This is a genomic window from Klebsiella sp. KP20-425-1 (genome assembly GCF_025813515.1).
In the GTDB taxonomy this organism is placed as follows: domain Bacteria; phylum Pseudomonadota; class Gammaproteobacteria; order Enterobacterales; family Enterobacteriaceae; genus Klebsiella; species Klebsiella pneumoniae.
Genome location: NZ_CP109614.1, coordinates 1823960 through 1848021, shown reverse-complemented (window position 1 = coordinate 1848021; position 24062 = coordinate 1823960). Strand labels below are relative to the sequence as shown.

The following is a 24062-nucleotide window of genomic DNA, read 5'->3' as shown; positions in this document are numbered from 1 at the left end:
TAAAAGAATACTGGGCGCGTAACCATAGCATCTATGGGCACTTTTTGTTTTTAATTCGGTCACACTACCGGTTCTTGACTTTACTTTAAGAGTTTTCCTGGCAAATTATATGCATAGATGCGGAATAGTTTAATGGAGCTAATGGGTTCTTTCTAAACCTACTATTATTATCGCCCGCAAGGACTGCTTCGCACAGCCAGTGCGAAGTGTATATCGTTACGTGTTGATTGAGGATGGGTCATGTCAACGATGATTATGGATTTGTGCAGCTATACCCGGTTGGGATTGACGGGATATCTGACCAGTCGGGGAATTAAAAAACAGGAAATCGTTGAGGTCAACAGTGCTGCGGATCTGCAGAAACACTGTACGTCGTGTTGCCCGGCGGTGGTGTTTCTGAATGAAGACTGTTTCGTGCATGATGATGAAAGTAATGGCATTATTCGCCAGATCATTACGCAAAACCCGGCGACGCTGTTTGTTATCTTTATGTCGCTGGCGAACATCCATTTTGACCGCTATTTGCGGGTACGGAAGAATCTGCTAATCAGTTCAAAATCGATAACCCCAAAAGACCTTGATGTTATTCTGGTTAATTATCTTAAATACAAAAACACCAGTGTAGGGCAGTTAACTTTACCGACATTGTCACTGAGTAAAACAGAATCAAATATGCTGCAAATGTGGATGGCCGGGCATGGTACTTCGCAAATCTCAACGCAAATGAACATCAAAGCGAAGACGGTATCGTCGCATAAAGGCAATATTAAAAAGAAAATACAAACGCATAATAAGCAGGTGATTTATCATATCGTTCGGCTGACCGAAAACATCACCTCCGGTATTCAGGTAAATATGCGCTGAAACAAACTGGCGGCGCTCCCGCCAGTTCAGTTTTACGAGACCTCTTTTTCCACGAAAATCCCATCCGGGTGGCCTATTTCATTAAAAAACCAGATCCCCAGAGGATAGTCTTCCAGTGAAACCAGATACATCGTTCCTTCACTAAACGACTCAATCGCCAGCACTACCCCCGATCGACGTGGGCCACCGTCGGTCTTCACCGTGACACGATCGTTCACCTGCATAATCATCTCCTCTATATTTTCAGCCAGTGTAGAACAAAACCACGCAACTCGCAGCGTCGCGGCACGTGACTGGCGCTTTTTTAGACCGACTATACTTAGAGAGGCTTGAGCAACGCTCAGCGAGGGGGGTAATGATGAAGCACCAATTAACAGGCCAGACCGGGGACGACCTTGACGTCAACGTAGATGCCCTGCTGGCGGCAATTAATGAGATCAGCGAAAGCGAAGTCCATCGCACGCTGGACGACCCGCAGCGCGCCAGCATCGATGGCCGCGGGTCACATACCTGGCGTGAGCTGGCGGAGGCATTCGAACTCGATATTCACGATTTCAGCGCCAGTGAAGCCAACCGTTAGCGGCAGGCGAAAAAAATCCCGACTCGCAGGAGTCGGGATCAAACTTGCTAATGCAAGAAGCACTTGAAAATTCGTTACACCGGGAAATCCGATGCGTTGAAACATTATCCTCAATTATTTTGCATGACAAGAGATATTCATGACGCAAAATATTGAGAATGTTGGCGCTTGATGACTTATCGGGCTGCAAGGCTGATGTGAGAAGGCTTAGCCGCAAACCGGTTTCATTCGATAGCGCGATCGCCTGCGATCACTTTAAGATAATTCTCATTTTGCCAATCGGCATCGAAACGTTTTACTCACGCTGCGCTGCGAAAACAGACCTGGTTACGCCCATTTTGCTTGGCCAGATAGAGTCGCCCATCGGCCACCGACTGCAGCGCTTCAAACTGATACTCCCCCCGCTCTTCGCTGGCGCTCACCCCTAACGAGGCGCTAACCCGCAGCGTCACGTTGTTATGCAAAAAGACTTCCCGTCCCTGGATACGCTGGCGCAATCGCTCCGCCACCGCCGCCGCTTCCTGCAGGGTGGTATTCGGCATCACGATACAAAACTCTTCTCCGCCCACTCTGCCCAGCAGATCGCCCTGCCGAACCGCGCTGGACAGCGTACTGGCCACCATCGACAGCACCCTGTCCCCCGCCTGATGACCATAGCGATCGTTGATGTGCTTAAAATGATCCAGATCGAGCTGGATCACCGCCAGCGGCCGTCCGCTGCGCTGGCAGTCGCTGGCTACCGCCATCGCCTGTTCAAACAGCGCCCCGCGATTGAGCAGGCGGGTCAAGGCATCGTGCCATGCCTGCCACTCCAGAGAGGTTTGCAGAACGCTCATGTTGCGGACCATGCGGCGGATCACCAGCCAGGAGAGCAACAGCATCAAGGTGAAGAGGACCCACATCAGGGTCAGGGCGATGGTGATGGTGCCAAAGTTCCCGCGGACGCCTTCCCGCAGAGTGTGGATCCGCAGCAGCACGCCGTCAAAATTGCGCAGTTTGGCCCAGCTGATATAGCGCGTCAGCAGACGCAGCCCTCCCTGGTTATCATGGACAAACGCGCGGCTCAGCAGCTCCTGCTCGCGCGGCGACAGCAGGGTCAGGACATTCCCCGGCGCGGAAGAAGCCAGCAGGTTCAAATGGCTATCATAAAGTTGGTACTCTCCCTCTTGTCCCCCCTGCATGGCGCTAACCAAAAACGCTTTGATTTCACTGACTGAGAAATCCATCGCCAGCACGCCGCGCCAGTAACCGGCAAAATCCAACGGTATCGAAGCGGTGACCACCTGCTCTTCCAGCTGCGGGTCATCGTCAGGAAAGGTTTGCCAGATAACGCCTCGCCCCGGATTATTTCGCTGGGTCTGGCGGGTAAACCACGGAGCGCTGAGGGCTTGGGAATAGTGCGTTATCACCTGCGACTCATCCCGCAGCGGCAGGGTCGAGGTAAAAAAGCCGCTACGAGAGATATACTGCATCCGCTCGGCGAAATCGCGGTCGTGCTGCGTCAGATTTAGCAGATAGCCCAGCTCGAGCGTCGCCATTAGTTCATCAGCCGCCAGCGGATCGTCCACCAGCAGGATAGGGTTGTCGCCAGCGACGCTGCCCGAGATGCCAAACACCGGCAGCGTACGCCGATTCGGTAGCGCCACCCGCCAGGCCTGCTGATGGCGCTGGCTCAGATAGCGTTGGCTGGCCTTACGCAATACATCGATATCAAGCGGCTGTTCGAGCGCCGCCTGCATCCCATGGCGAAAAAACATCATTCTGTCGATGTTGAACTGCAACAGTCCATCCATTTCATGAGCGACGTTAGCCAGATTGTTACGCTGGTTGGCCACGTAGGCCTCTTCCAGGACATTGATTTCACGCCAGATCAGCAGCGTGGAGAAAAACAGCACTGCGATAAAACAAGCGTTAACCACATGCCCCGGGCGAGCCAGGTGGTAGCACTTTTTTAACTTCAACCGCAGTGGCTTATCCATCTTTCTCTCGCAGTACGTTGCGCAAACCTCGCGGCGTCAGCGCCCCGGTCTCTGTCGATACCCGGGGCGTTTTCAGAGTAGAACACGCGGCGCCGTTACGCTGCGTTTCGCCATGCTACTTTCCAGCGCCACGCAGGCTGCTCACCGCCTTAACGCCCGCCAGCACCACCGCGCCGATGATAAAACCCAGCACCAGGTTGGCGACGACCGGCAGCGTGGAGGCCATCACCCCACCCAACCCCGCGCTCCAGTGCTCGATGGCATGATGCAGCGGCGCAATACCGTGAACGACAATCCCCCCGCCGACGAGGAACATGGCCAGCGTCCCGACGATGGACAACACCTTCATCAGGCGGGGAGCGACGGCCAGGAGCCCTTTACCCAGCCACTGCGCCAGCGCACTACGTTTTTCCGCCAGCCAGTAACCCATGTCGTCCAGCTTGACGATCACCCCCACCAGGCCATACACCCCGATAGTGACCAGAATCGCAATCCCCGAAAGAATAAGGATTTGGTTAAGCAGCGGAGCTTCCGCCACGATGCCGAGGGTAATGGCGACAATTTCCGCGGACAAAATAAAATCGGTGCGAATCGCGCCTTTTACTTTGTCACGCTCAAAGGCCTGCGGATCGCGCTCCGCCAGCGCGGCGAGACGCTGCTGCCGCCGTTCAGGATCCTCTTTGTGTTTCCGCGCTTCCAGACTGTGCAGTACCTTCTCCACCCCTTCGAAACAGAGAAACGCGCCGCCCAGCATCAACAATGGCGTAATCGCCCAGGGGATGAAGGCGCTGATCAACAAAGCCAGTGGCACGAGGATCACTTTGTTAACGAACGACCCTTTCGCCACTCCCCAGACCACGGGCAACTCGCGATTCGCCCGCACGCCGGTAACCTGTTGGGCATTGAGAGACAAATCGTCGCCCAGCACCCCCGCCGTTTTTTTCGCCGCTACCTTGCCCATCACGGAAATATCGTCCAGCAGCGTGGCGATATCATCAAGTAATGTTAAAAGACTACTTCCTGCCAAAATGATTTTCCTTCTCTTTTCATCAATGTCTCCCTCGAGTATGCGTTAAAAAACGGCCGGTGCCCAAGGTACAATTAGTCAATATAAATTTAACAACCTGACGCAAATTAACCACTCGCCAGCACGATAGTTTTCACGTTTACTATATGTCCCCTTTCTATCTCTGCACCGTCGTGAGGAAGTATGTCTACCCGTCAGCTTTTACCGCTTATCGGGGCGCTGTTTGCGCTGTATATCATCTGGGGCTCTACCTATTTCGCTATCGCCGTCGGGGTCGCCAGCTGGCCGCCGCTAATGATGGCCGGCATTCGTTTTCTCGCTGCCGGCGTGCTGTTGCTGGGGTGGCTACTGGCCACCGGCCATAAGCTACCGGCGCGTCGTCCGCTGCTTAACGCTGCGCTGATCGGCGTGTTGCTGCTTGCGGTTGGCAACGGCTTCGTGACGCTGGCTGAACATCAGCACGTCCCCTCCGGCATCGCGGCGGTGATGGTCGCCACCGTACCGCTGTTCACCTTATGCTTCAGCCGCTTTTTCGGCATCGCCACCCGTAAACTGGAGTGGCTGGGCATTGCCATTGGCCTTGCGGGTATCGTGATGCTCAACAGCGGAGGCAACCTGAACGGCAACCCCTGGGGCGCACTGCTGATCCTGATTGGTTCCCTAAGCTGGGCCTTCGGCTCGGTTTACGGTTCGCGAATCGTACTGCCGACCGGCATGATGGCGGGGGCAATCGAGATGCTCGCCGCCGGGATCGTCCTGCTGGCGGCCTCATGGCTGAGCGGTGAAACCTTAACCCGCGTCCCTTCCTGGTCCGGGATCGCCGCCCTGGCCTATCTGGCCATCTTTGGCTCGCTGATCGCCATTAACGCCTACATGTTTTTAATCCGCAATGTCACCCCGGCGGTCGCCACCAGCTACGCCTATGTTAATCCGGTGGTCGCGGTGCTCCTCGGTACTGGGTTCGGCGGCGAGAGCCTGTCGCTCATTGAGTGGCTGGCGCTGGCGGTGATTATTTTCGCCGTAGTGCTGGTGACGCTGGGGAAATATCTCTTCCCCGTCCGCAGCGAGGCTACTCCTTGTAAGGCGTCGAAGTAGTCGTCAGTTCGCGGATCCCCTGCGTATCGATCTGCGCGTCGTGTCCGGCGCCGCAGATCCACTCTTCCAGACGTTCGGTGAGCGCCGCATCACTCAGCCTGAGGCGCCCGCGCAGGGCGCATTCCCAGATGATTAATACCCGCCAGCCCTCTTCGGCCAGCTTTTGCCGGTCGCGGGCGTCGCGCGCCACGTTACCGGCGATTTTGTCCAGCCAGAATGCCGTGCGGGTGGCCGGCACCTTAAACAGATAACAGTCATGGTGATGCCAGAAACAGCCGTGAGTAAAGATAACGCAGCGGTAGTCGGGTAAGGCGAAATCGGGGCGTCCCGGCAGCGCGCGATCCTGGGCGACAAAGGTGAATCCCGCCCCGGTCAGCAGCGCCGCTATCCGCTTTTCAATCGCCGTATCGCGCGTGGCGATCGCCCGCATATTTTTACTGCGCGTCGCTTTATCGTGAACATCCGCCATCATTATCATCCGCTTCGCGGCGCGCCACCGCCTGAGCGATGCGCGGCGCCAGGAGTTTCGCCACCGCGGCGAAGACCGGAACCACCACCGAGTTGCCAAACTGACGATAGGCCTGCGTATCCGATACCGGGATGCGAAAACGCGCCCCCTGCGGGGATTCAAAGCCCATCAGCCGGGCGCATTCGCGCGGCGTTAACCGGCGAGGGCGCCGCTGTTGATTCAGCGGATCGTCAAAATGCTTCTCACCGAGCGGCCGGTCCCAGCCGCGATCGACGAGAATTTCGGCACCATCTTTATAGTAGCGGGCAGAAAGCGTCCGGGCCACGCTGTGGGGATTGGCGGGGTCAACCAGGCCATAACCAAAGCCATTGCCCCGCGCCTGATGCTTGCGGGCATAACGATAAAGATATTTCCACAGCACCGGCGTAAGAATAAATTTCGCATCGACCGTCGGCTCCAGTAGCTCGCCAAATGTTGGCCGCACCGCCGGGTACTGCGCCGCGATGTCGCGCAGCGTAAATCCAGCATGCAGCTGCAGATCGCGACGGAAACCCACCAGCACGATGCGCTCCCGGTGCTGAGGCAAGAAATGGCGCCCGTCAATCACCTTCGGGTCATCCGGCCCGGTATGCCCCGCGTCAGCTACTTCATATCCCAGCTCATCCAGCGTCTGCATGATGATACGGAAGGTGCGCCCCTGATCGTGGCTTTTGAGGTTTTTGACATTCTCCAGCACAAAAATCGCTGGCTGACGAGCCGCGATAATTCTCACCACGTCAAAAAACAGCGTTCCCTGGGTTTCGCAGGCAAAGCCATGCGCACGGCCCATCGCATTTTTCTTAGAGACGCCGGCAAGCGAGAAAGGCTGGCAGGGGAAGCCAGCCAGCAGCACATCATGCTGAGGGATAGATTCGCGAATATGCCGCGCCGCCTCCTCGTCGCTAACGTCAGAACGTTGGCTGAGGGTAATATCACGGATATCTTCATTAAAACGGTGCTGCTGCGGATCACAGTACCAGTTGGCCTTATAGGTGCGTACCGCGTGCTTGTTCCACTCGCTGGTGAAAACGCACTGCCCGCCGATGGCTTCAAAACCACTGCGGATCCCGCCAATACCGGCAAACAGATCGATAAAACGGAACCCATAGTGCGGATGATGGGCCGGCGGCGAAGGCAGGAGCGTCGCCAGATGAGCAACTTCCTGCGGGCGCAAACGCTCCGCCACGCGGCCAAGCGCCACCACGCGCTTGAGGATCGCCGCGCTCCAGTGCTGTTCGCCGACGCTCACCAGTTCGGCAACCAGCGTTTTTACATCGTAGATCGTCATCAGCTGACGCAGCAGCGCCTCAGCGTCTTCCCCGGCCTGTTCAGCCAACGACAACGACCTGTGTTCCTTGCTTAACTTTTGCGGCATATCCTCAACCAACGCGGACGATTTTGGCAGAGAGTACCATAAATCACCGGTCGGTTGACGCCTGCGGTGCAAAGCGGCGCAAAACCGCTTCATCCAGCGCCAGCGGCTCCCCCTGCAGCTCCGCGCTGAGCTTAGCCATAAATTCGACGAGAAAACGGGCATTATGCTGCGCCATCGCTTTCCCCTTGTCAGTTTGCATGGTTTCCGGCAGGCGCAGAAGTTTGCACTGGAAATGGTCGAGGGCATATTTGCGGTCATCCAGCGCCCGCCGATCAGCAAAAGGATCTTCGGCATCAAACAAGATGGTATTCAGGGCGCCGGCGACAGCGAAGACCCTCGCCAGACCAATGGCTCCCAGCGACTCGAGTCGATCGGCATCCTGAACTATTTTCGCCTCCAGCGTGCGCGGTGGGATCGCCGCGCTGAAGCTGTGCGCCTCGATGGCATGGCTGACCGCCGGGTAACGATCCGCAGGAAAATCAGCAAAGGCCGACTGCAGAATGGCGAGGGTTTTCTCGGCGGCCATCATCGAGGATCGACTTCGCTCCGGATGATTTTTTGGCAAGCTGACGATGTCATGAAAATAGCAGGCCGTGAGGAGTACCAGCCGGTCGACTTCCTCCCCCGCGGCCAGCTGAGTGGCGGTCGCCCAGACGCGACGAAAATGGGACAGATCGTGTGCGGCGTCATCCTGCGCATGGTGCGTCAGTATCCAGCGCTCAAATCGTTGCTGCCAGTCAACCAGGTCCATAGGCTTTCCTTTATCTGAGGGTCAGCCTCGAGCATAGCAATTTTAGCGCTGATGATCCTGCTCGCCGCGGGATGGACGCGTATACCAGACGACCGCGCCGAGAATAGAGCCAATGCCGCCGAGGACCAGCATGCCCAACAGGGCGCCAAGCCATTTCCCGGCCGTTGTTCCAAAATCACCCTCCACGCTGGCGCCGGGAACGCTGTGAATTTTTCCCACTACCCACCAGTAACGCACAATGACCCAGACACAATATCCGCAAAAAGCATACAACGCCCAGAGCGCAAGTTTCCCTCCCGGGCTGCGTTTTGCCTGCTCTTCCATCTCATTCCTCTCCGTGACACAACAGACTATTGTCACTCAAAACGTGACACGCATCACATTATACCGCTAACCTGCGTCACAGGCAGCAGTTTCATCTTTGTCTTCTGCGCCTTCTCGCGACTTATGCTGCCAATGCGCACAGGCTGAAGAGATGTCCTTATTATCTCCCGTACGCTGAAAGCTATTAATTCCTTAAATATCGCAAGCTGGGTTGATAATTCCCTGGATATTTACATTCACACAAAATAAATTTCCATAATGAATAATGTGCTTGATTATTATTTATGCAATTTATTTCATAAAATTCACAACGACCAACCAAATATACAATAACGCATTGCTATATAAGAAAATAATAAGTTTTGCACAAACATCCAAATTTAATATAAAGAACCACTTAGAAATATTTTGAAATGTTTAACATTATTTATTTACATATTTTATTTTAAATAAAGATGAACTTAGTCGTTAGTATCGGATCGTCATTCCGGAGGGATTGTCATAATTCATAGTAATTATTATTAAAAGGGAATATATAATGAAAAGAAAAGTACTGGCACTCATGGTTCCGGCATTATTAATGGCTAGCGCCGCTAATGCCGCCGAAATCTATAACAAAAACGGTAATAAACTGGACCTCTACGGGAAAGTTGACGGCCTGCATTACTTCTCTGACGACGCTTCAGAGGACGGCGACCAGACCTATGTTCGCTTTGGTCTGAAAGGCGAAACGCAGATTACTTCCGAGTTAACCGGCTACGGTCAGTGGGAATACAACATTCAGGCGAACACCAGCGAAAAAGAAGGCGCGAATTCCTGGACCCGTCTCGGCTTTGCCGGCCTGAAGTTTGCCGACTGCGGGTCGCTGGACTATGGCCGTAACTACGGCGTGGTCTACGACATTGAATCCTGGACCGATATGCTGCCGGAATTCGGCGGCGATACCTACACCCAGACCGACGTTTACATGACCGGCCGTACTAACGGCGTGGCCACCTACCGTAACAGCGATTTCTTCGGCCTCGTCGACGGCCTGCATTTCGCCCTGCAGTATCAGGGTAATAATGAAAACGCCGGTTCTGGCGAAGGCACTAATAACGGTGGGAAACGTAAGCTGGCGCGGGAAAATGGCGACGGTTTTGGTATCTCCAGCTACTACGATCTCGATATGGGCATCAGCTTCGGGGCAGCGTATTCGTCTTCTGACCGTACCCATAACCAGCTGGCGGCCGCGCGTAGCAGCCAGCGTTATGCCAACGGCGATAAAGCCGATGCCTGGACCGTCGGCGCGAAATATGACGCCAATAACATCTATCTGGCCGCCATGTATGCTGAGACCCGCAACATGACCTTCTATGGCAACGATAGTTTTGGCGGAATTGCCAACAAAACGCAGAACTTCGAAGTGGTCGCGCAGTATCAGTTCGACGACTTTAATTTACCGCTGCGTCCGTCCGTGGCCTATCTGCAGTCGAAGGGTAAAGATCTCTACGCCTATTCTCGCTACGGCGACAAGGATCTGGTCAAGTATGTCGACGTGGGCATGACCTACTACTTCAACAAAAATATGTCCACCTATGTGGATTATAAAATCAACCTGCTGGATGAAGACGACCGCTTCTACAAAAACAGCGGTATCGCGACCGATGATATCGTCGCCCTCGGCCTGGTCTATCAGTTCTGATCCCCGTCAAAGCCCGCGTTCAGCGGGCTTTTTTATGTTCCCGCTCCGTTGAGATCACTCTTTTCGACATTGCCGCTTTCCAGGCGTACCTTCCCTCTTTATGATGCGTTTAAGCTCGTTCGGGCTAAAAGCGGCGATAAGGTGCCAAAAGGATAAAGCGCGCTACCGCGACTCTACGCTGAAACCAGGACGATGATGATGGTGATACCCCAGCGCAGGCGTTATACCTGAAGCTAACGGTGTTATTGAAGGGAAGGTTAGAGCAAGAAAAGTGGCGGAGAGAGGGGGATTTGAACCCCCGGTAGAGTTGCCCCTACTCCGGTTTTCGAGACCGGTCCGTTCAGCCGCTCCGGCATCTCTCCGCTGTGATGGTTGCTATAATGCCAGGATCTTTGGCATTTTAATAGCTCCCCTTTCGGTAATTGTGTTCAAGTGACGACTTTGCGAGCAATATGATGTTTAAATGGCCCTGGAAAGCAGATGATGAGTCCGGCAACGCAGAGATGCCCTGGGAGCAAGCGCTTGCCATTCCGGTTTTAGCCCATCTTTCGTCCACTGAGCAGCACAAGCTCACGCAGATGGCTGCCCGTTTTTTACAGCAAAAGCGGCTGGTGGCATTGCAGGGGCTGGAGCTGACCCCGCTGCATCAGGCGCGCATTGCTATGCTCTTTTGTCTGCCGGTGCTAGAGCTGGGCATTGAGTGGCTGGATGGCTTCCATGAAGTGCTGATCTACCCTGCCCCTTTCATCGTCGATGATGAATGGGAGGATGATATTGGTCTGGTCCACAACCAGCGGGTGGTACAGTCGGGACAAAGCTGGCAACAGGGTCCTGTAGTGCTGAACTGGCTGGATATTCAAGACTCTTTTGATGCGTCAGGCTTTAACCTTGTGGTGCATGAAGTGGCGCATAAGCTTGATACGCGGAACGGCGACCGGGCCAGCGGCGTGCCGCTTATCCCGTTGCGTGAAGTTGCCGGCTGGGAGCACGATCTCCACGCCGCGATGAACAACATTCAGGATGAGATAGATCTGGTAGGCGAAAGCGCCGCCAGTATTGACGCCTATGCCGCCACCGATCCCGCAGAATGCTTTGCTGTCCTCTCGGAATATTTTTTCAGTGCGCCTGAACTGTTCGCGCCTCGCTTCCCGGCCCTGTGGCAGCGTTTTTGCCACTTTTACCGCCAGGATCCGCTGGCGCGTAGACGTGAGAATGGCCTGCAGGACGAAGGCGATCGGCGCATTGTTCACTAAAACAACGTGTTGAGCTAAATTTAGCCATTTGAATCAGCAGGTTAATTTTAGTGTTGACACAAAAATGCGAGGCCAGTAGTATGCGCCTCGTTCACACGATTCCTCTGTAGTTCAGTCGGTAGAACGGCGGACTGTTAATCCGTATGTCACTGGTTCGAGTCCAGTCAGAGGAGCCAAATTTAAAAATCCCGCTCAGGGAAACCTGAGCGGGATTTTTGCTTTCCGTGATCCTCTCCGCTCCCCAAGCATGCAATCTTATCCTGGTGTAGGTGCTATTTTCTTGCTATGAGGCAAGCTGAACGGCCGTGAGCCCCACGCTCCCGCAAAGGCTTAAATAAAGGCGGTTTAACCGTGCCGGACCATACCTGGGTGTAAGGCGATAATGCGCGGTTCCAAAAAAGATTGGCAACACCGCCGCTTCTGATATCTCTCCGCCAGCGGGTATAAGCAGCATCGTACCGTAGGTACCGTCCAAGGTTCCGTATGTGATCCCCGCAGGTGAAAATCAGCGATGCTGCTCCCAACCTTATGGCTACAGACTTTCGATCCGGCGGTAACCGCTGGGTCTGCCGCTGCGTAGCAGACGATCCCGATCCGGCAGTTACCATTACAGACAGCGCGGGCTGCCCAAATGCATTTTCCACTGGCGGAAAGACCCGTAACGCTTAGGGTAGCCTGGCAATAACCTTAATCTCGAACTTAAATCCATAAAGCCACGTCACGCCGATCCCGGTCAGCGTAGGGTAAGGCGCTTCTCCCCAATATTCTGGCAGGATACTCCAGATAGCGTCGAGATTTGACTCAGGATCGACGACAAAGAGGGTAACATCAACCACGTCCTCAAACGTGCAGCCCGCCGCTGCGAGCACAGCATTAAGATTCTTGAACGCCAGCCTGACCTGTGCTTTCAGATCGTGCTCAGGCGAACCATCCTCGTGGCTACCCACCTGCCCCGAAACAAACAAGAAACCATTGGATTTGATGGCCGGTGAATAACGATTGCGCTCATAGAGCGCCTGACGACCGAAGGGAAAAACGGCTTCGCGTGCTGTCATGTTTGTACCTTTATGGTGGGGCGAAATCAGCCCGGTGAATGTAAAGACACTGTACAACGACGAGATCGGGCGGATAAACAAGCGACTTTGTCCCTCATTGTTTGTAATATCCAAACAATCGATGAAAGACAGGATAAGAAATGGATCGTTTCGATGCAATGCGCGCCTTTGCTCGAGTGGTAGAGGCAGGGAGCTTCACGAAGGCTGCCCAAACGCTTCATATGAGCAAAACCACGGTGACGCAACTCATTCAGCAGCTGGAATCGCGCCTGCGCGTCAGATTGCTCCATCGCACCACCCGCAAGCTCGGTGTGACTCCCGATGGCGCGGTCTACTACGAACGCGTCATTCGTCTGCTGGCGGACATGGAGGATGCTGAAAACAGCCTGTCCAGTGCGGCGATGACGCCCAGGGGACGGCTACGGGTGGATGTACCGAGTCCGCTGGCCCGCCTTATTCTGGTGCCGGCGCTACCGGCTTTCCACGCCCGCTACCCTGATATCCAGATCGACATGGGTGTGAGCGACCGGGGAGTGGATCTGATCGGCGACAACGTGGATTGCGTTCTGCGCGGTGGTCAAATCACCGACCAGTCCCTAATCGCACGCCATGTCGGCGATTTGCAAATCGGCGTCTACGTCGCCCCCAGCTATGTGGAACGCCTTGGCGCTCCCGCACACCCGCGCGAGCTGCAAAATACTGACCATTGCATAGTGGGATTCTTGTCCTCACGCACCAGTAAGATTGATCCTTTGGTACTGTGCAGTGAGAATGAACGTATTGAAATCACGGGCAACTACGTACTTGCCGTGGATGATGGCAATGCTTACCTCGAAGCTGGGTTAGTTGGCTTAGGCGTGATTGCGCTGCCCAACTATATGGCGGCAGCGCATCAGGCCGTTGGCGCTTTGATTCCATTATTTACACAATGGCGGATTAGCCCAATGCCTCTGTACCTGGCGTTTCCACCGAACCGCCATGTCAACGCCAAGCTGCGCGTTTTTATTGACTGGATCGTTGAATTGATGGAGCAGCATGTCCCCATTGCCAACAATCAGTGACGCCATCCCCTGATTCGCTTATCAGCGGCGATGGGGTTCAGCGGTAGTGACTGTGGTCAGGCGTGTTTTGACAATAGGGATTCAGCAGAACTCATCCGTCTTATATTCTGGATAATGGCTATCATAAAGGGGATCTTCGCTTTCATGGACAATGGCAGCCCAAAAAAAATCCTCAGTAACAAGATTAAGTCCATAGATATATTTGCAGACTTTATCATCCCCTCCTGAGCATCTCCTGGCGCCCTCATTAAAACGCCATCACCGCCACTGTTGATAAGTTAAGGATCGGTTTCCCGATCCTTATTCCCAACAACGTTGAATGCATCGTCAGCAAAAGAGCCTTCTTACAATAGCCGTTAATCAGACTAAACGACCCGCTACAAACTTCCCTGCGCCGCTGTGGCGCTGATATTCACCGGCATGCCGGAGCGGCGCTGCAGGGTCTGCTCGACCTGGGCAGGGCTCACTCCCGGCCCCTGGGTAAAGTCGCGCAGCGCCGAGGTCATCGGCAAGGGGACTTTTCTGTCGGATTCAAACTCCGCGCGGTTGCGCGACAGCGGCTCGTGCACCTCCAGCCAGTGACTGCCGTCCGGCTCCACGCTGTACTTCACCGGCTGATCGATCAGCTGAACCCGCGTCCCCACCGGCACGTTATCAAACAGGAATTTAATATCGTCGTTGCGCAGGCGGATGCACCCCTGGCTGACACGCAGCCCGATACCGAAGTTGGCGTTGGTGCCGTGGATGGCGTAGAGCCTGCCAATGTAGATCGCATACAGCCCCATCGGATTATCGGGCCCGGGGGGCACCATCGCCGGCAGCGTTTTGCCCTCTTTCGCATACTCGCGGCGGGTATTGGCGGTTGGCACCCAGGTGGGGCCTTCCTGCTTACGCTCTACTGCCGTCACCCAGTTACGCGGCGTTTCGCGTCCCGCCTGGCCAATGCCGATTGGCAGCACTTCGACGCTGTTGCCCAGCGGCGGGTAATAATAGAGACGCATTTCGGCGACGTTGATCACGATCCCTTCGCGCACGGTGTCGGGCAGGATCAGCTGTTGCGGAATGGTCAGCGTCGAACCGGAGCGTGGCAAATAGACATCGACCCCGGGGTTGGCTTCCAGCATATTGCTTAACCCCTGGCCGTACTGGGCGGCAAAACTTTCCAGCGGCTGGGTGTTATTGTCCGGAACGGCAATGGTAAATGCGCTGCCCACCAAACGGCTCCCCTCCGGCGGCAGCGGATAGCTGACGGCCAGCGCGCCGTGGCTGGCAAGCAGCATCAGCGCCGTACAGAGTAATTTCACACGCCGCATCGTCATTTTCCCTTCCTCAGTCGCGACTCACGTGTGTGAATTATAGCGTTATTTCCACTCCCCGACCCGCTGGCCAGCATTTCCTTAAATCTGATAGTCGATTGCGGCCTCTTCCGGCTCCATCGCCTGACGCTTAATCTCATCCAGCGACAGTCCGGCATTGCACAATTCGATAAAGCGCCAAACGTAATTCCGCTGCAGCTGGCCCCGCTTCAGTCCCAACCACACGGTATTGGCATCGAACAGATGGCGGGTATCAAGACGCGTAAAGGTGTCCGCTTCCCGGGCATCACCGGACTGCTCGGCGACCAGCCCGACGCCCAGCCCCAGCTCCACATAGGTCTTGATCACATCGGAATCCTGCGCGCTCAGCACGATATCCGGCATCAACCCCTTGCGGTTGAACGCCTCATCTATGCGCGAACGGCCAGTGATCCCCTGGCGGTAGGTGATTAACGGCCAGCGGGCGATCGCCTCCAGCGTCAGGGGAGAAACCTGCGTCAAAGGATGATCCTTCGGCACCAGCAGGCTGTGATGCCAGCGGAACCAGGGGAAAGCCGCCAGCGTCGGATCGTTGCTCAGGCGCTCGCTGGCGATGCCGATATCCGCTCCGCCGTTATGCAGCAGCGCTTCGATTTCCTGCGGGGTACCCTGCACCAGCTCGACGCGAACATCTGAGAACAGCTCGCGGAAAGCTTTAATGACCGGCGGCAGGCTGTAGCGCGCCTGAGTATGGGTGGTGGCGATAGTTAAGACGCCTGACGCATCGTTAGTGAAGAGATCCGCCAGCCGCCGAACGTTACTGGCTTCATTGAGGATCCGCTCGGCAATCGATAACAGCGCTTTACCCGGCTCGGTCATGCCTAACAGGCGTTTGCCGCGGCGGATAAAGATCTCAATCCCCAGCTCCTCTTCCAGTTCCCGGATATGGCGACTGACGCCTGACTGCGAGGTATAGAGCATATTCGCGACTTCCGTCAGGTTGTAATCCTGACGGGCCGCCTCACGGATAATTTTCAGCTGCTGGAAGTTCACCCTTTCCTCCGGGCCAATGGACTTAACGTATCTGCTATTGTTAAAGTCTGTTGTCCCAGGTAACAAATAATAAAAACCAGCAACTTATTCCTTAAGAGAATATACCCTAACTGACCAGCTGCAGCTCACGGTTTTCCAGCGATGGGCGGCTCACCAGAGACAGCAGGATCTCTTTCACCGCCTGCGCCTGCGGCGACAGACTGCCGCGAGCCGACATGTTCAGCGACAGCGACAAGCTCATTGAAGGCGTGCTGATCCGTGCCATCCAGCCGTTCGCCGCCCCGCACAGGGAACGGGCAGCGGATTCCGGTAACACCGTCGCCCCCATGCCGCTGGCGATGGCCGCGGTCAGGGTGGTAATGGATTCGATCTCGCCGATAATTTTCGCCGACAGACGACGCAGGGTGAATGCCTCGGTGACCCGCGCCCGCACTGCGCTGTAATCGCGCGGCAGGAACAGGTTCATCTCCGCCACCGCCGTGAGATCCACGCTCTGCCCCGGGCAGTCGCGGGTGCCGACCAGGTAAAGGTCTTCTTTCAGCAGCGGCTGGCTGACGATGCCTGCCACCGGCGAACGCTCATAGAGCACCGCCATATCCAGCTGGCCCGCCAGCAGCTTGTCATTCAGCGCTGTGCCGCTGCTCTCCTGCAGATAGACCATCACCTCAGGCAACTCATTGCGCACCGTTTGCAGCAACGGCATGGTAATGGCGGAGGCCGCGGTGCCCGGCGCCAGGCCGATCGACACCTGACCACGCAGCGTCTGGCCGACGTTATTGACCGCCAGCTGCGCCTGCTCGCACTGGCGCAGGATAGTGCGCGCATGGGTGTAGAGAATTTTACCGGCTTCCGTTGGCGTGACCCCTCGCTTGGTGCGTATCAGCAACTGCTGGTCCATTTCACCTTCCAGGGTCGCGACCTGTTGGCTGAGGGCCGGTTGGGCGATATGCAAGACTTCAGCGGCCTGGGTCAGACTGCCGATATCGACGATTTTCACAAAATATTTCAGTCGTCTTAAGTTCATTTTGCCTCCTGTAAGGAACGCCAGCGTCAACGCTGGGAGTATGATGCACTGGCTTTTGCAATTTGCTTGCCAGCTTTGCATTTCCTCGGCTGTCGCCCGCCGCAGGCAGTGTTATAAGGGATAGTGATAGCAATTCGGTTTTTATTTGCCCGGTAAGCAGATTGTGGTATGCCCCATTAGGGGTACATTCGCACTACAACGGTGCAACATGGTGAAAAAAACAGCGCATGGGTGACGATTGCTGAAATTGTCAGCAGTCGAACGCAATTCTTTGAATCAGGCTTTGACAAGGCCGGATGGCATCGTTAATATGCGCCCCGTTCACACGATTCCTCTGTAGTTCAGTCGGTAGAACGGCGGACTGTTAATCCGTATGTCACTGGTTCGAGTCCAGTCAGAGGAGCCAAATTTAAAAAGCCTGCTTTCGAGCAGGCTTTTTGCTTTTCAGCGCCGGTACTTCTGCCGGAAGGCGAATGGCCACCCTCCGGCGATTGCGGCTTTAGCGTAAACTCTCTTCCTTCAGATCTATCTCCCGCAGCACCTCATAAAAAGTGATATCGCTGATGTTATGGGCGCGGCGCAGCCGGAACAGCTCCTGACGCTGGGCGATAATGACCTCTCGTTGCATATATTTCTCCAGCCTGGCGCGCTTAGCCAGCTCCAGCCCGACATCCTGCCCCTCGTCATTGTCGTTATAGTGAAGCCGCCGCTGATAGGTCTCGAGCAGCATATTGCCGGCATCGGCCCGCAGGGCCTGCTCACTGGGATCCTCCACCGGCTCGTCCAGTAGCGCGTTAAGACGGTTAATGGCCACCTCGGTCATCACGGCGCCAATGTCGTCCTTACCGGTGTCATGCGGTAGATCATCGGCAAGATAACGGGTCATAAACGGCAGACCGATAGCCGCCACCACCAGCGACATCAGGATCACCGCCATCGAAAGAAAGATCAGTAGTTCACGGCCCGGGAACGGCGAACCATCTGCCAGCACCACCGGCAGCGTCAGAATACCGGCGAGGGTCACAGAGCCCTTCACTCCCGCCAGCGCCATGACGGCGAGGATACTGAAGCGTGGACGGACGGTGATGGCCTTGCCCCGACGTTTACGGCGAAAAATTGTCAGCTTCATCGACAGCCATACCCAGGCGAAGCGCATCAGACCGAGCGCCAGGGTGATGGCCACGGCGTACAGCAGCAGATACCAGGGCGAAGAGACGCCGGCCTGGCTGGCTACCGCCGGCAGCGTCCTGAGCATGCGCGGCAGCTGCTCCCCCAGCATCAGAAAGATCATCCCGTTGAGGGTGGTCTGCAGCATGGACCATACCGCGCTGCTTTTCATGCGCGTCGCCGGAAGCCGGGGCCCCGACAGCTGCTCATAATGCATCGCAATGCCGGCGGCGACGGCGGCAAGAATGCCCGAGACATGGAACGCCTCGGCCAGCAGGTAGGCGGCGAAAGGGATAAGCAGGCTGATCAGGATCTGGATGGCTGGCTCCTCGCGGGTGCGCCGAACCAGAAAGTTATTACATTTGCCGGTGACCCACACCACCACGAGGCCACTGAGGATGCCCCCGAAGGCCATCAGGAAAAATTTCACCACCGCGTCTCCCGGGGAGAAGCTGCCGGTCAGCACCGCGGCGATGGCGAAGTTAAAGGCAACGAGCCCTGAAGCATCGTTTAACAACGACTCCCCTTCGAGAATATGCGCCATCCTTGAGGGAAGCGGCGAGCTGGCGGTCATTGCCGATACCGCCACCGGATCGGTAGGCGACAGAATAGCCGCGAGGGCGAACCCTGCCGCCACGGTGATAGCCGGGATCAGCCAGTGAATAAACAGGCCAATACCGAGAATAGTCACCATCACCAGGCCTATCGCCAGCGATAAAATCGGCTTCATATCGCGGAAAAAAGCGTCTTTGGGGATGCGCCAGCCATCGAGGAACAGCAGCGGCGGGATAAACAGCAGTAAAAAAATATGCGGGTCAAAATCGACCTGAAAGCCACTGGCGGCCAGCGCGGCGCCCGCGGCGATTTGGATCAGCGGTAGCGGCACTTTAACGGGCAGAAGATGGGACAGGAACACGGTCACCACGATGGCCATGATAAAGACCAGCACGATAGCAATTAGCGACATTCATCCCCTCCTCTGACGGCAATATTCATTCTGTACATCAGGCTGTTAATCCTTTTTCGCAGGTGTTGTTTCGGTAACAGATTATTTACCCAGTCACCGATAATTTAAGACAGACGTCATTGTCTGCCGGCGATAATATTTAAACTGAGGTGGCAACCGGTGCCGGATCAGGGGTGACAATGTCTTTTATCAAGCCGCGTTTGTCAATCCGCTATCGTCTGCAAATCATCGCCGGCCGGCATTCCGGGGAGAAGTCCTCACAGGACTGTCGACCGGGGACTTCGCAAATTGGCCTCTTCACATGGACAAAACCACTCAACCGCTCCAGCCCCCCGCTGTTTATATATTCCCAATATTATTAATTCGTATTATGCATTGTGAATATGGATATTAATGACCAGTCTAATATACCCGGCAGAGTTATATTTCGTGCCCCCGCCGGCAGTGCGAACCACGTATTTGCGATAAATAATTCTTAACGCCCCCCAGTTCAGGATGATTGGTCAGCCAGCCTTACGCTACGCGCAATGCTTGCCCTACCCCTAAATTGGGCGTACCCTGACAAACAATTAAACCACACGGTCTAAATCATGAATCCCAATACCTCCACCGTCCTGAAGCCCCGCCGCGGCCGTCCACCCAAGGTCGATCGCCAGTTTGACGATACGCGTCAGGCGCTGATTCGCTCAGGCCTTGAAGTGCTGACCGAAACGGGCTATCTCGCGGCGGGTATTGATGCGGTGATTAAGAATATCGCCGTGCCAAAGGGGTCGTTTTATCACTGCTTTAAAAGCAAAGAGGCTTTTGGCCTCGCCGTGCTTGCCGCCTATGGCGACTTCTTTGCGCATAAATTAGATAAATTCCTGCTGGACGACGCCGTGCCGCCGCTGGAACGGATGGCGGCCTTTGTGCGTCATGCCGGTCAGGGAATGGAGAAATTCCAGTTTCGCCGCGGCTGCCTGGTGGGCAACCTGCTGCAGGAAGCCCCGTTGTTACCCGAGACGTTTCCCCAACGGTTGATGGCTATCCTGGCGGCATGGGAGTCGCGCGTGGCGCGCTGCCTGCGCGAAGCGCAGGCAGCCGGGGCCATCGCCAGCGACGCCTCACCGCAGGCGCTGGCCCAGGTGTTCTGGATCGGCTGGGAAGGCGCGGTGATGCGCGCCAGGCTGGTCCAGTCTGCCGCACCGCTTAACCAGTACTGGGATTTTTTTGCGCACAGTATGACAACAAAAACACCTGCACAGGACGGCGCTAGCGCCGATAACCCCCTTCCGACGAGGAATACTCTGTCATGAAAGCATTAGTTCTGGACCAGATCGACAACCGCACCGTCGCCACCGTCAAAGATATCGACCTGCCCGCTCTTGCCGAAGGCGACGTCCGGGTCGCCATCGACTGGTCGAGTCTCAATTATAAAGACGCCCTGGCGATCACCGGCAAAGGCAAAATTATCCGTCAGTTTCCGATGGTGCCGGGCATTGATTTTGCCGGTCAGGTGAAAGAAAGCCGCGATCCGCGCTTTGTTCCCGGCCAGGCCGTGATCCTCACCGGCTGGGGGGTGGGCGAAAACCACTGGGGTGGCCTGGCCACCGAAGCCTGCGTTAAAGGCGACTGGCTGGTTGCTCTGCCGGAGACGCTCAGCGCGCGCCAGGCAATGATCATCGGCACCGCCGGCTTTACCGCGATGCTATGCGTTGATGCTCTCGTTAGTGCGGGTGTCACCCCTGATAGCGGTGATATCCTGGTCACCGGCGCCAGCGGCGGGGTCGGCAGCACCGCCGTGGTGTTGCTGAAAGCCCTTGGCTACCGGGTGACGGCCGTATCGGGCCGGGAATCGACACACGATTACCTTCGCCAGCTGGGCGCCGATACGATCCTGCCGCGCAGCGACTTCGCGGAGACCCGTCCGCTGGAGAAACAGCTGTGGGCGGGCGCGGTGGATACCGTTGGCGGCCCGGTGTTGGCCAAAGTGCTGGCGCAAACGCAATATCGCGGCTGCGTCGCCGCCTGCGGTCTGGCCGGGGGCTTCGATCTGCCGACCACCGTGATGCCGTTTATTTTGCGCAATGTGCGTCTGCAGGGGGTGGATTCGGTGATGGTGCCGACCGCTGAACGCGACGCCGTCTGGCAGCGTCTGGCCCAGCTTCTGCCGGAGAGCTACTACCAGCAGGCGGCCACAGAAATCACGCTGGAGCAGGCGCCAGCGTATGCCGCAGATTTCCTCAGCAATAATATTCATGGTCGGACGCTGGTCAATATCGGCCAGTAATCCTCTTCTCCCGGCGCCCGTGCGGCGCCGGATCCCGAGAGGGATCAAGGCATATCATTTCCTTCCCCACGGGATTATGATGACGCGAACAAATAGCTCTGCGAGTGGTAAAAAAAGTAAATGGATGTCATAAGCATCATTATGGCGGCGGGCAAGTCGTCCGTTGACGTCGCGCTGTATACGCTGTTGCCGATCATGGTGATCATGCTGATCATCATGAAATACCTTGAGGTCCGCGGTATCCTCGATGTGATTGTTCGCTGGGTGGCCCCGCTGGTGAAGCCCTTCGGCTTAACCGGGATGAGCGCCTTCGCCCTGATCCAGATTAATTTTGTCAGCTTTGCCGCCCCGCTCGCCACGCTGTCGATTATGGATAAACGCGGCGTCTCGGACCGACAAATGGCCGCCACGCTGGCCATGGTGTTCGCCATGGGGCAAGGCAACGTCTTCTATCCTCTTACCCCTTTTGGTCTGCACTGGCTGGCCTCGATCGTTATCTCGGTGGTCGGCGGCCTGTGCGCGGCCGCCGTCGCCTGGCACGTCACCGGACGGCGCTTATCGGTCGCCGAGAGCCCCCGCGCGGAAGCGCTGCCGAACGCCGAGCAGAACAGCCAGGGAATTCTGGCCGTGATTAACAGCGCCGGCTCCGACGCCATCCGCCTGGCGCTCGGCGCGGTGCCAATGCTGATCCTGTCGTTAACCATCGTCGGGCTGCTGCAGGGCGCCGGGGCTATCGACCTGCTGCAGCAGCTGCTGAAGCCGCTTCTCAGCTGGCTGCACATCCCGCAGAACTTTGTGCTGCCGGCGCTGGTGAAGTGCGTTGCCGGGGGCACCGCCTACTTTGGCGTCATTTCCGAGCTGATCCAGCAGGGCAAAGTCACCGTGGACCAGGTCAACGCCTCGGCAGGTCTACTGATCCAGACCTTTGATCTTCCCGGTATCGGCATTTTTCTTGGCATCAGCTCACGGTTTGTCCGCCTGTTCCGCTTCGTGGCTCCCGCGGCAATCGTCGGTATCCTGCTGCGTACCGTTCTGCACCTGATCCTGTTTTAATGCCTCTGCTCTGGTCTGCGCTTTCAGGCAGGCCGCCACCGCCGGCTGTTCGCCGCAGGCGATGCGCTCATCGACGCGCGTCATCATCCATGGAAAGAATGGATTGGAGGTGACGCGCATTAACGTCTCCAGCCCCACGCTCAGCGTCCCGGTCTCTCCGCGCAGTGAAATGGTGCCCAGGCTAATGCCGTAGCGGTTCTTCTCGTCCGGCTCGCGACCATACAGCGAGTCGCTCAGGGGAAACGGCACCGCCACATGCGACAAAGAGTACATATCCGCCGGCCAGGCCAGGTGTAAAGGATAACGATGCTCTTCCCGTTCCTGGGCCAGCGTGGTCCGGGCGACGGTCTGCAGCGTGTGCGCCGTCGCGTTGGTCACCACCGTGGTGGTATAGGCCCGCGGCGCCGGGGGCAGCAGCGTATTCACCGCCGCATAGAGCGCAGGGCGAAACAGGACCCGGAGATCCGCCGCCTGGTTAATATCGAACACCACCAGCTCGCTGCCGTTATCCGGCAGATAGCGATACAGGGACTCCACCACCGCGCGGGTGCTGACCGTGGAATCCATCACCGACTGAAAGGTGAGGATCGGCGGCAGCGCTTTCAGCTCGCCCTGCCGGGCCGCGCGGATAATCTGCTGCTGCAGCGCCTGGCTCAATAACCACGATTGTCTCGCCGCCTTGACCGGAAAGGAGTTGTACTTGAACGGATTAAACTCAGGCGCCACGTTCAGCCAGGCCGCGCGGGCGAACGCCGGGAAGACGGACGGTAGCCCGGCGAGGCCGGCGAAACGGGCAAACGCGGTCACGCCGATCATCGGCGACAGCAGAATAATCTGCTGCGGCTGACGCAGGTGGCTATCCTCCAGGCTATCGAGGGCATACTTGAGCGCCAGCGCGCCGCCGTTAGAGTAGCCGACCAGATGCAGCGGCACGTCCGCCCCGGCAAGGCGGGTCGCTTCGCGTACCGCCAGACGCGTCGCCGCCAGCCAGGTCTCCCAGTCAACCGCCGTTAACGCCCCCGGCGCGGTGCCGTGTCCCGGCAAACGCGGCACCACCGCCACATAACCCCGCTGCTGCCAGAGTTGCGCCAGATAGCGCACGCTGTAGGGCGAATCGGTCAGGCCATGGAGGAGCACCACGCTGCCGCGCGGCTTGCCCAGCGGCATCAACACAAAAGAACGGTTCCAGTCCTGCTGAAACTGCCCCGGCCAGACCCGGCTGTGACGATAAAAGCGGTTGACCGGGGTTTTATCTTCCTCCGGCAAAGCCTCTGTCACCTCACGCTGGAGATCGGCGAAAATCGTCTTCTCCCGCGCCAGATACTGGGCAAAGGTCGCCTGGTCTATCTCTTCGGCCGACATCTCGTTGCCACTCCAGGTATGCCAGCGATGCAGGGCCGGGCCGCGCTGGGACTCATAGATCCGCCCGGCGAGAAAGACCACCAGCAGCGCCAGTACCGCAATGCTCCCTTTTTTCAGCAGTGAGCCGATAACGGCGCCCGACGTTCGCCAGTGTCGAAATAGATGCTTCATGACGCTCTCTCTTATATTTATTGCGTAGCCGGACTTATCAGCCCTCTTCCTGACAGGCTATTCTCACGGACTGCTTTTCAGCATAGTCATCGCTTCCTGCAAATTAAACCCGGCAGATCATTGCCCCCCGGCATAAAAAAACCTA

General features: G+C 56.6%; 21 protein-coding genes, 3 tRNA genes and 2 pseudogenes. 12 read left to right on the top strand and 14 right to left on the bottom strand.

Features of this window, described 5'->3' with window-relative positions:
- Positions 1-240: 240 nt before the first annotated feature.
- Positions 241-864 (top strand): transcriptional regulator RcsA, encoded by a 624-nt coding sequence (gene rcsA, locus OHJ17_RS08960; protein WP_002911561.1) that lies wholly within the window; start codon positions 241-243, stop codon positions 862-864.
- Between the two features lie 32 nt (positions 865-896).
- Here the strand turns inward: rcsA and dsrB are convergent, their stop codons facing one another.
- Positions 897-1088, bottom strand: coding sequence for a protein DsrB (gene dsrB, locus OHJ17_RS08955; protein WP_002911586.1), 192 nt, complete (start codon positions 1086-1088; stop codon positions 897-899).
- A 134-nt stretch (positions 1089-1222) separates the two neighbouring features.
- Here dsrB and OHJ17_RS08950 point away from each other — a divergent pair, with 134 nt between their 5' ends.
- Positions 1223-1444: a YodD family protein gene (locus OHJ17_RS08950; protein WP_002911589.1), complete on the top strand. Its 222-nt coding sequence runs from the start codon at positions 1223-1225 to the stop codon at positions 1442-1444.
- Positions 1445-1743: 299 nt separating this feature from the next.
- Here OHJ17_RS08950 and dgcQ read toward each other — a convergent pair whose 3' ends face one another.
- A complete protein-coding gene (gene dgcQ, locus OHJ17_RS08945; protein ID WP_039817853.1) occupies positions 1744-3423 on the bottom strand; it encodes a cellulose biosynthesis regulator diguanylate cyclase DgcQ in 1680 nt (559 codons plus the stop codon).
- 115 nt (positions 3424-3538) lie between these two features.
- Positions 3539-4450 (bottom strand): DUF808 domain-containing protein, encoded by a 912-nt coding sequence (locus tag OHJ17_RS08940; RefSeq protein ID WP_039817855.1) that lies wholly within the window; start codon positions 4448-4450, stop codon positions 3539-3541.
- A 183-nt stretch (positions 4451-4633) separates the two neighbouring features.
- Between OHJ17_RS08940 and yedA the strand changes: the two genes are divergently transcribed.
- A complete protein-coding gene (gene yedA, locus OHJ17_RS08935) occupies positions 4634-5545 on the top strand; it encodes a drug/metabolite exporter YedA (RefSeq protein ID WP_004184683.1) in 912 nt (303 codons plus the stop codon).
- On the opposite strand, the gene OHJ17_RS08930 is transcribed toward yedA, so the two are convergent.
- The 4 genes from OHJ17_RS08930 to drpB form a co-directional block, all read right to left on the bottom strand.
- Positions 5520-6014 carry a very short patch repair endonuclease gene (locus tag OHJ17_RS08930; RefSeq protein ID WP_015874955.1) on the bottom strand — a complete coding sequence of 165 codons (495 nt, stop codon included), beginning with the start codon at positions 6012-6014 and terminating at the stop codon, positions 5520-5522. The genes yedA and OHJ17_RS08930 overlap by 26 nt on opposite strands.
- Entirely contained in the window at positions 5995-7395 is a 1401-nt protein-coding gene (locus OHJ17_RS08925; protein ID WP_004175390.1) for a DNA cytosine methyltransferase, read from the bottom strand. Before OHJ17_RS08925 ends, OHJ17_RS08930 begins: the two co-directional genes overlap by 20 nt.
- Positions 7396-7471: 76 nt before the next feature.
- Positions 7472-8179, bottom strand: coding sequence for a phosphohydrolase (locus OHJ17_RS08920; RefSeq protein ID WP_002911594.1), 708 nt, complete (start codon positions 8177-8179; stop codon positions 7472-7474).
- A 42-nt stretch (positions 8180-8221) separates the two neighbouring features.
- Positions 8222-8503 (bottom strand): cell division protein DrpB, encoded by a 282-nt coding sequence (gene drpB, locus OHJ17_RS08915; protein WP_004151461.1) that lies wholly within the window; start codon positions 8501-8503, stop codon positions 8222-8224.
- Positions 8504-9041: 538 nt separating this feature from the next.
- On the opposite strand from drpB, the gene ompC reads away from it, so the two are divergent.
- Positions 9042-10187: a porin OmpC gene (gene ompC / locus OHJ17_RS08910; RefSeq protein ID WP_002911596.1), complete on the top strand. Its 1146-nt coding sequence runs from the start codon at positions 9042-9044 to the stop codon at positions 10185-10187.
- A 272-nt stretch (positions 10188-10459) separates the two neighbouring features.
- Here ompC and OHJ17_RS08905 read toward each other — a convergent pair.
- Positions 10460-10549 (bottom strand) — tRNA-Ser (locus OHJ17_RS08905).
- Positions 10550-10639: 90 nt separating this feature from the next.
- Between OHJ17_RS08905 and mtfA the strand changes: the two genes are divergently transcribed.
- Positions 10640-11440, top strand: coding sequence for a DgsA anti-repressor MtfA (mtfA, locus tag OHJ17_RS08900; RefSeq protein WP_004227143.1), 801 nt, complete (start codon positions 10640-10642; stop codon positions 11438-11440).
- Positions 11441-11540: 100 nt separating this feature from the next.
- Positions 11541-11616 (top strand) — tRNA-Asn (locus OHJ17_RS08895).
- Between the two features lie 489 nt (positions 11617-12105).
- Here OHJ17_RS08895 and OHJ17_RS08890 read toward each other — a convergent pair.
- Positions 12106-12495, bottom strand: coding sequence for a RidA family protein (locus OHJ17_RS08890; protein WP_002911718.1), 390 nt, complete (start codon positions 12493-12495; stop codon positions 12106-12108).
- Between the two features lie 140 nt (positions 12496-12635).
- On the opposite strand from OHJ17_RS08890, the gene OHJ17_RS08885 reads away from it, so the two are divergent.
- A complete protein-coding gene (locus OHJ17_RS08885; RefSeq protein ID WP_023317039.1) occupies positions 12636-13556 on the top strand; it encodes a LysR family transcriptional regulator in 921 nt (306 codons plus the stop codon).
- A 30-nt stretch (positions 13557-13586) separates the two neighbouring features.
- Positions 13587-13784: pseudogene (locus OHJ17_RS08880) on the top strand (hypothetical protein); the annotation flags it as partial.
- Positions 13785-13933: 149 nt separating this feature from the next.
- On the opposite strand, the gene ldtA reads toward OHJ17_RS08880, so the two are convergent.
- From ldtA to nac, 3 genes are all read right to left on the bottom strand, one after another.
- Positions 13934-14875, bottom strand: a complete 942-nt coding sequence (gene ldtA, locus OHJ17_RS08875) for a L,D-transpeptidase (protein WP_016946076.1) — start codon at positions 14873-14875, stop codon at positions 13934-13936.
- Between the two features lie 78 nt (positions 14876-14953).
- Positions 14954-15904, bottom strand: a complete 951-nt coding sequence (gene cbl, locus OHJ17_RS08870; RefSeq protein ID WP_004180456.1) for an HTH-type transcriptional regulator Cbl — start codon at positions 15902-15904, stop codon at positions 14954-14956.
- A 106-nt stretch (positions 15905-16010) separates the two neighbouring features.
- Positions 16011-16928, bottom strand: coding sequence for a nitrogen assimilation transcriptional regulator NAC (gene nac, locus OHJ17_RS08865; protein WP_002911729.1), 918 nt, complete (start codon positions 16926-16928; stop codon positions 16011-16013).
- Between the two features lie 330 nt (positions 16929-17258).
- On the opposite strand from nac, the gene OHJ17_RS08860 reads away from it, so the two are divergent.
- Positions 17259-17334: transfer RNA gene (locus tag OHJ17_RS08860), tRNA-Asn, on the top strand.
- 93 nt (positions 17335-17427) lie between these two features.
- Here the strand turns inward: OHJ17_RS08860 and OHJ17_RS08855 are convergent.
- Positions 17428-19062, bottom strand: coding sequence for a Na+/H+ antiporter (locus OHJ17_RS08855; protein ID WP_004148971.1), 1635 nt, complete (start codon positions 19060-19062; stop codon positions 17428-17430).
- A gap of 590 nt (positions 19063-19652) precedes the next feature.
- On the opposite strand from OHJ17_RS08855, the pseudogene OHJ17_RS08850 reads away from it, so the two are divergent.
- From OHJ17_RS08850 to OHJ17_RS08840, 3 genes and pseudogenes are all read left to right on the top strand, one after another.
- Positions 19653-20478 (top strand): annotated as a pseudogene (locus tag OHJ17_RS08850) (TetR/AcrR family transcriptional regulator).
- Entirely contained in the window at positions 20369-21331 is a 963-nt protein-coding gene (locus OHJ17_RS08845) for an MDR family oxidoreductase (RefSeq protein WP_223174639.1), read from the top strand. The pseudogene OHJ17_RS08850 and the gene OHJ17_RS08845 overlap by 110 nt, the downstream one beginning before the upstream one ends.
- 120 nt (positions 21332-21451) lie before the next feature.
- Positions 21452-22384, top strand: coding sequence for a nucleoside recognition domain-containing protein (locus OHJ17_RS08840; protein WP_023317040.1), 933 nt, complete (start codon positions 21452-21454; stop codon positions 22382-22384).
- Here OHJ17_RS08840 and OHJ17_RS08835 read toward each other — a convergent pair.
- The gene (locus OHJ17_RS08835; protein ID WP_023317041.1) at positions 22295-23917 is read right to left on the bottom strand and encodes an alpha/beta hydrolase; all 1623 of its coding nucleotides are present in this window, start codon (positions 23915-23917) and stop codon (positions 22295-22297) included. The two genes, OHJ17_RS08840 and OHJ17_RS08835, sit on opposite strands and share 90 nt — an antisense overlap.
- Between the last annotated feature and the right edge of the window lie 145 nt (positions 23918-24062).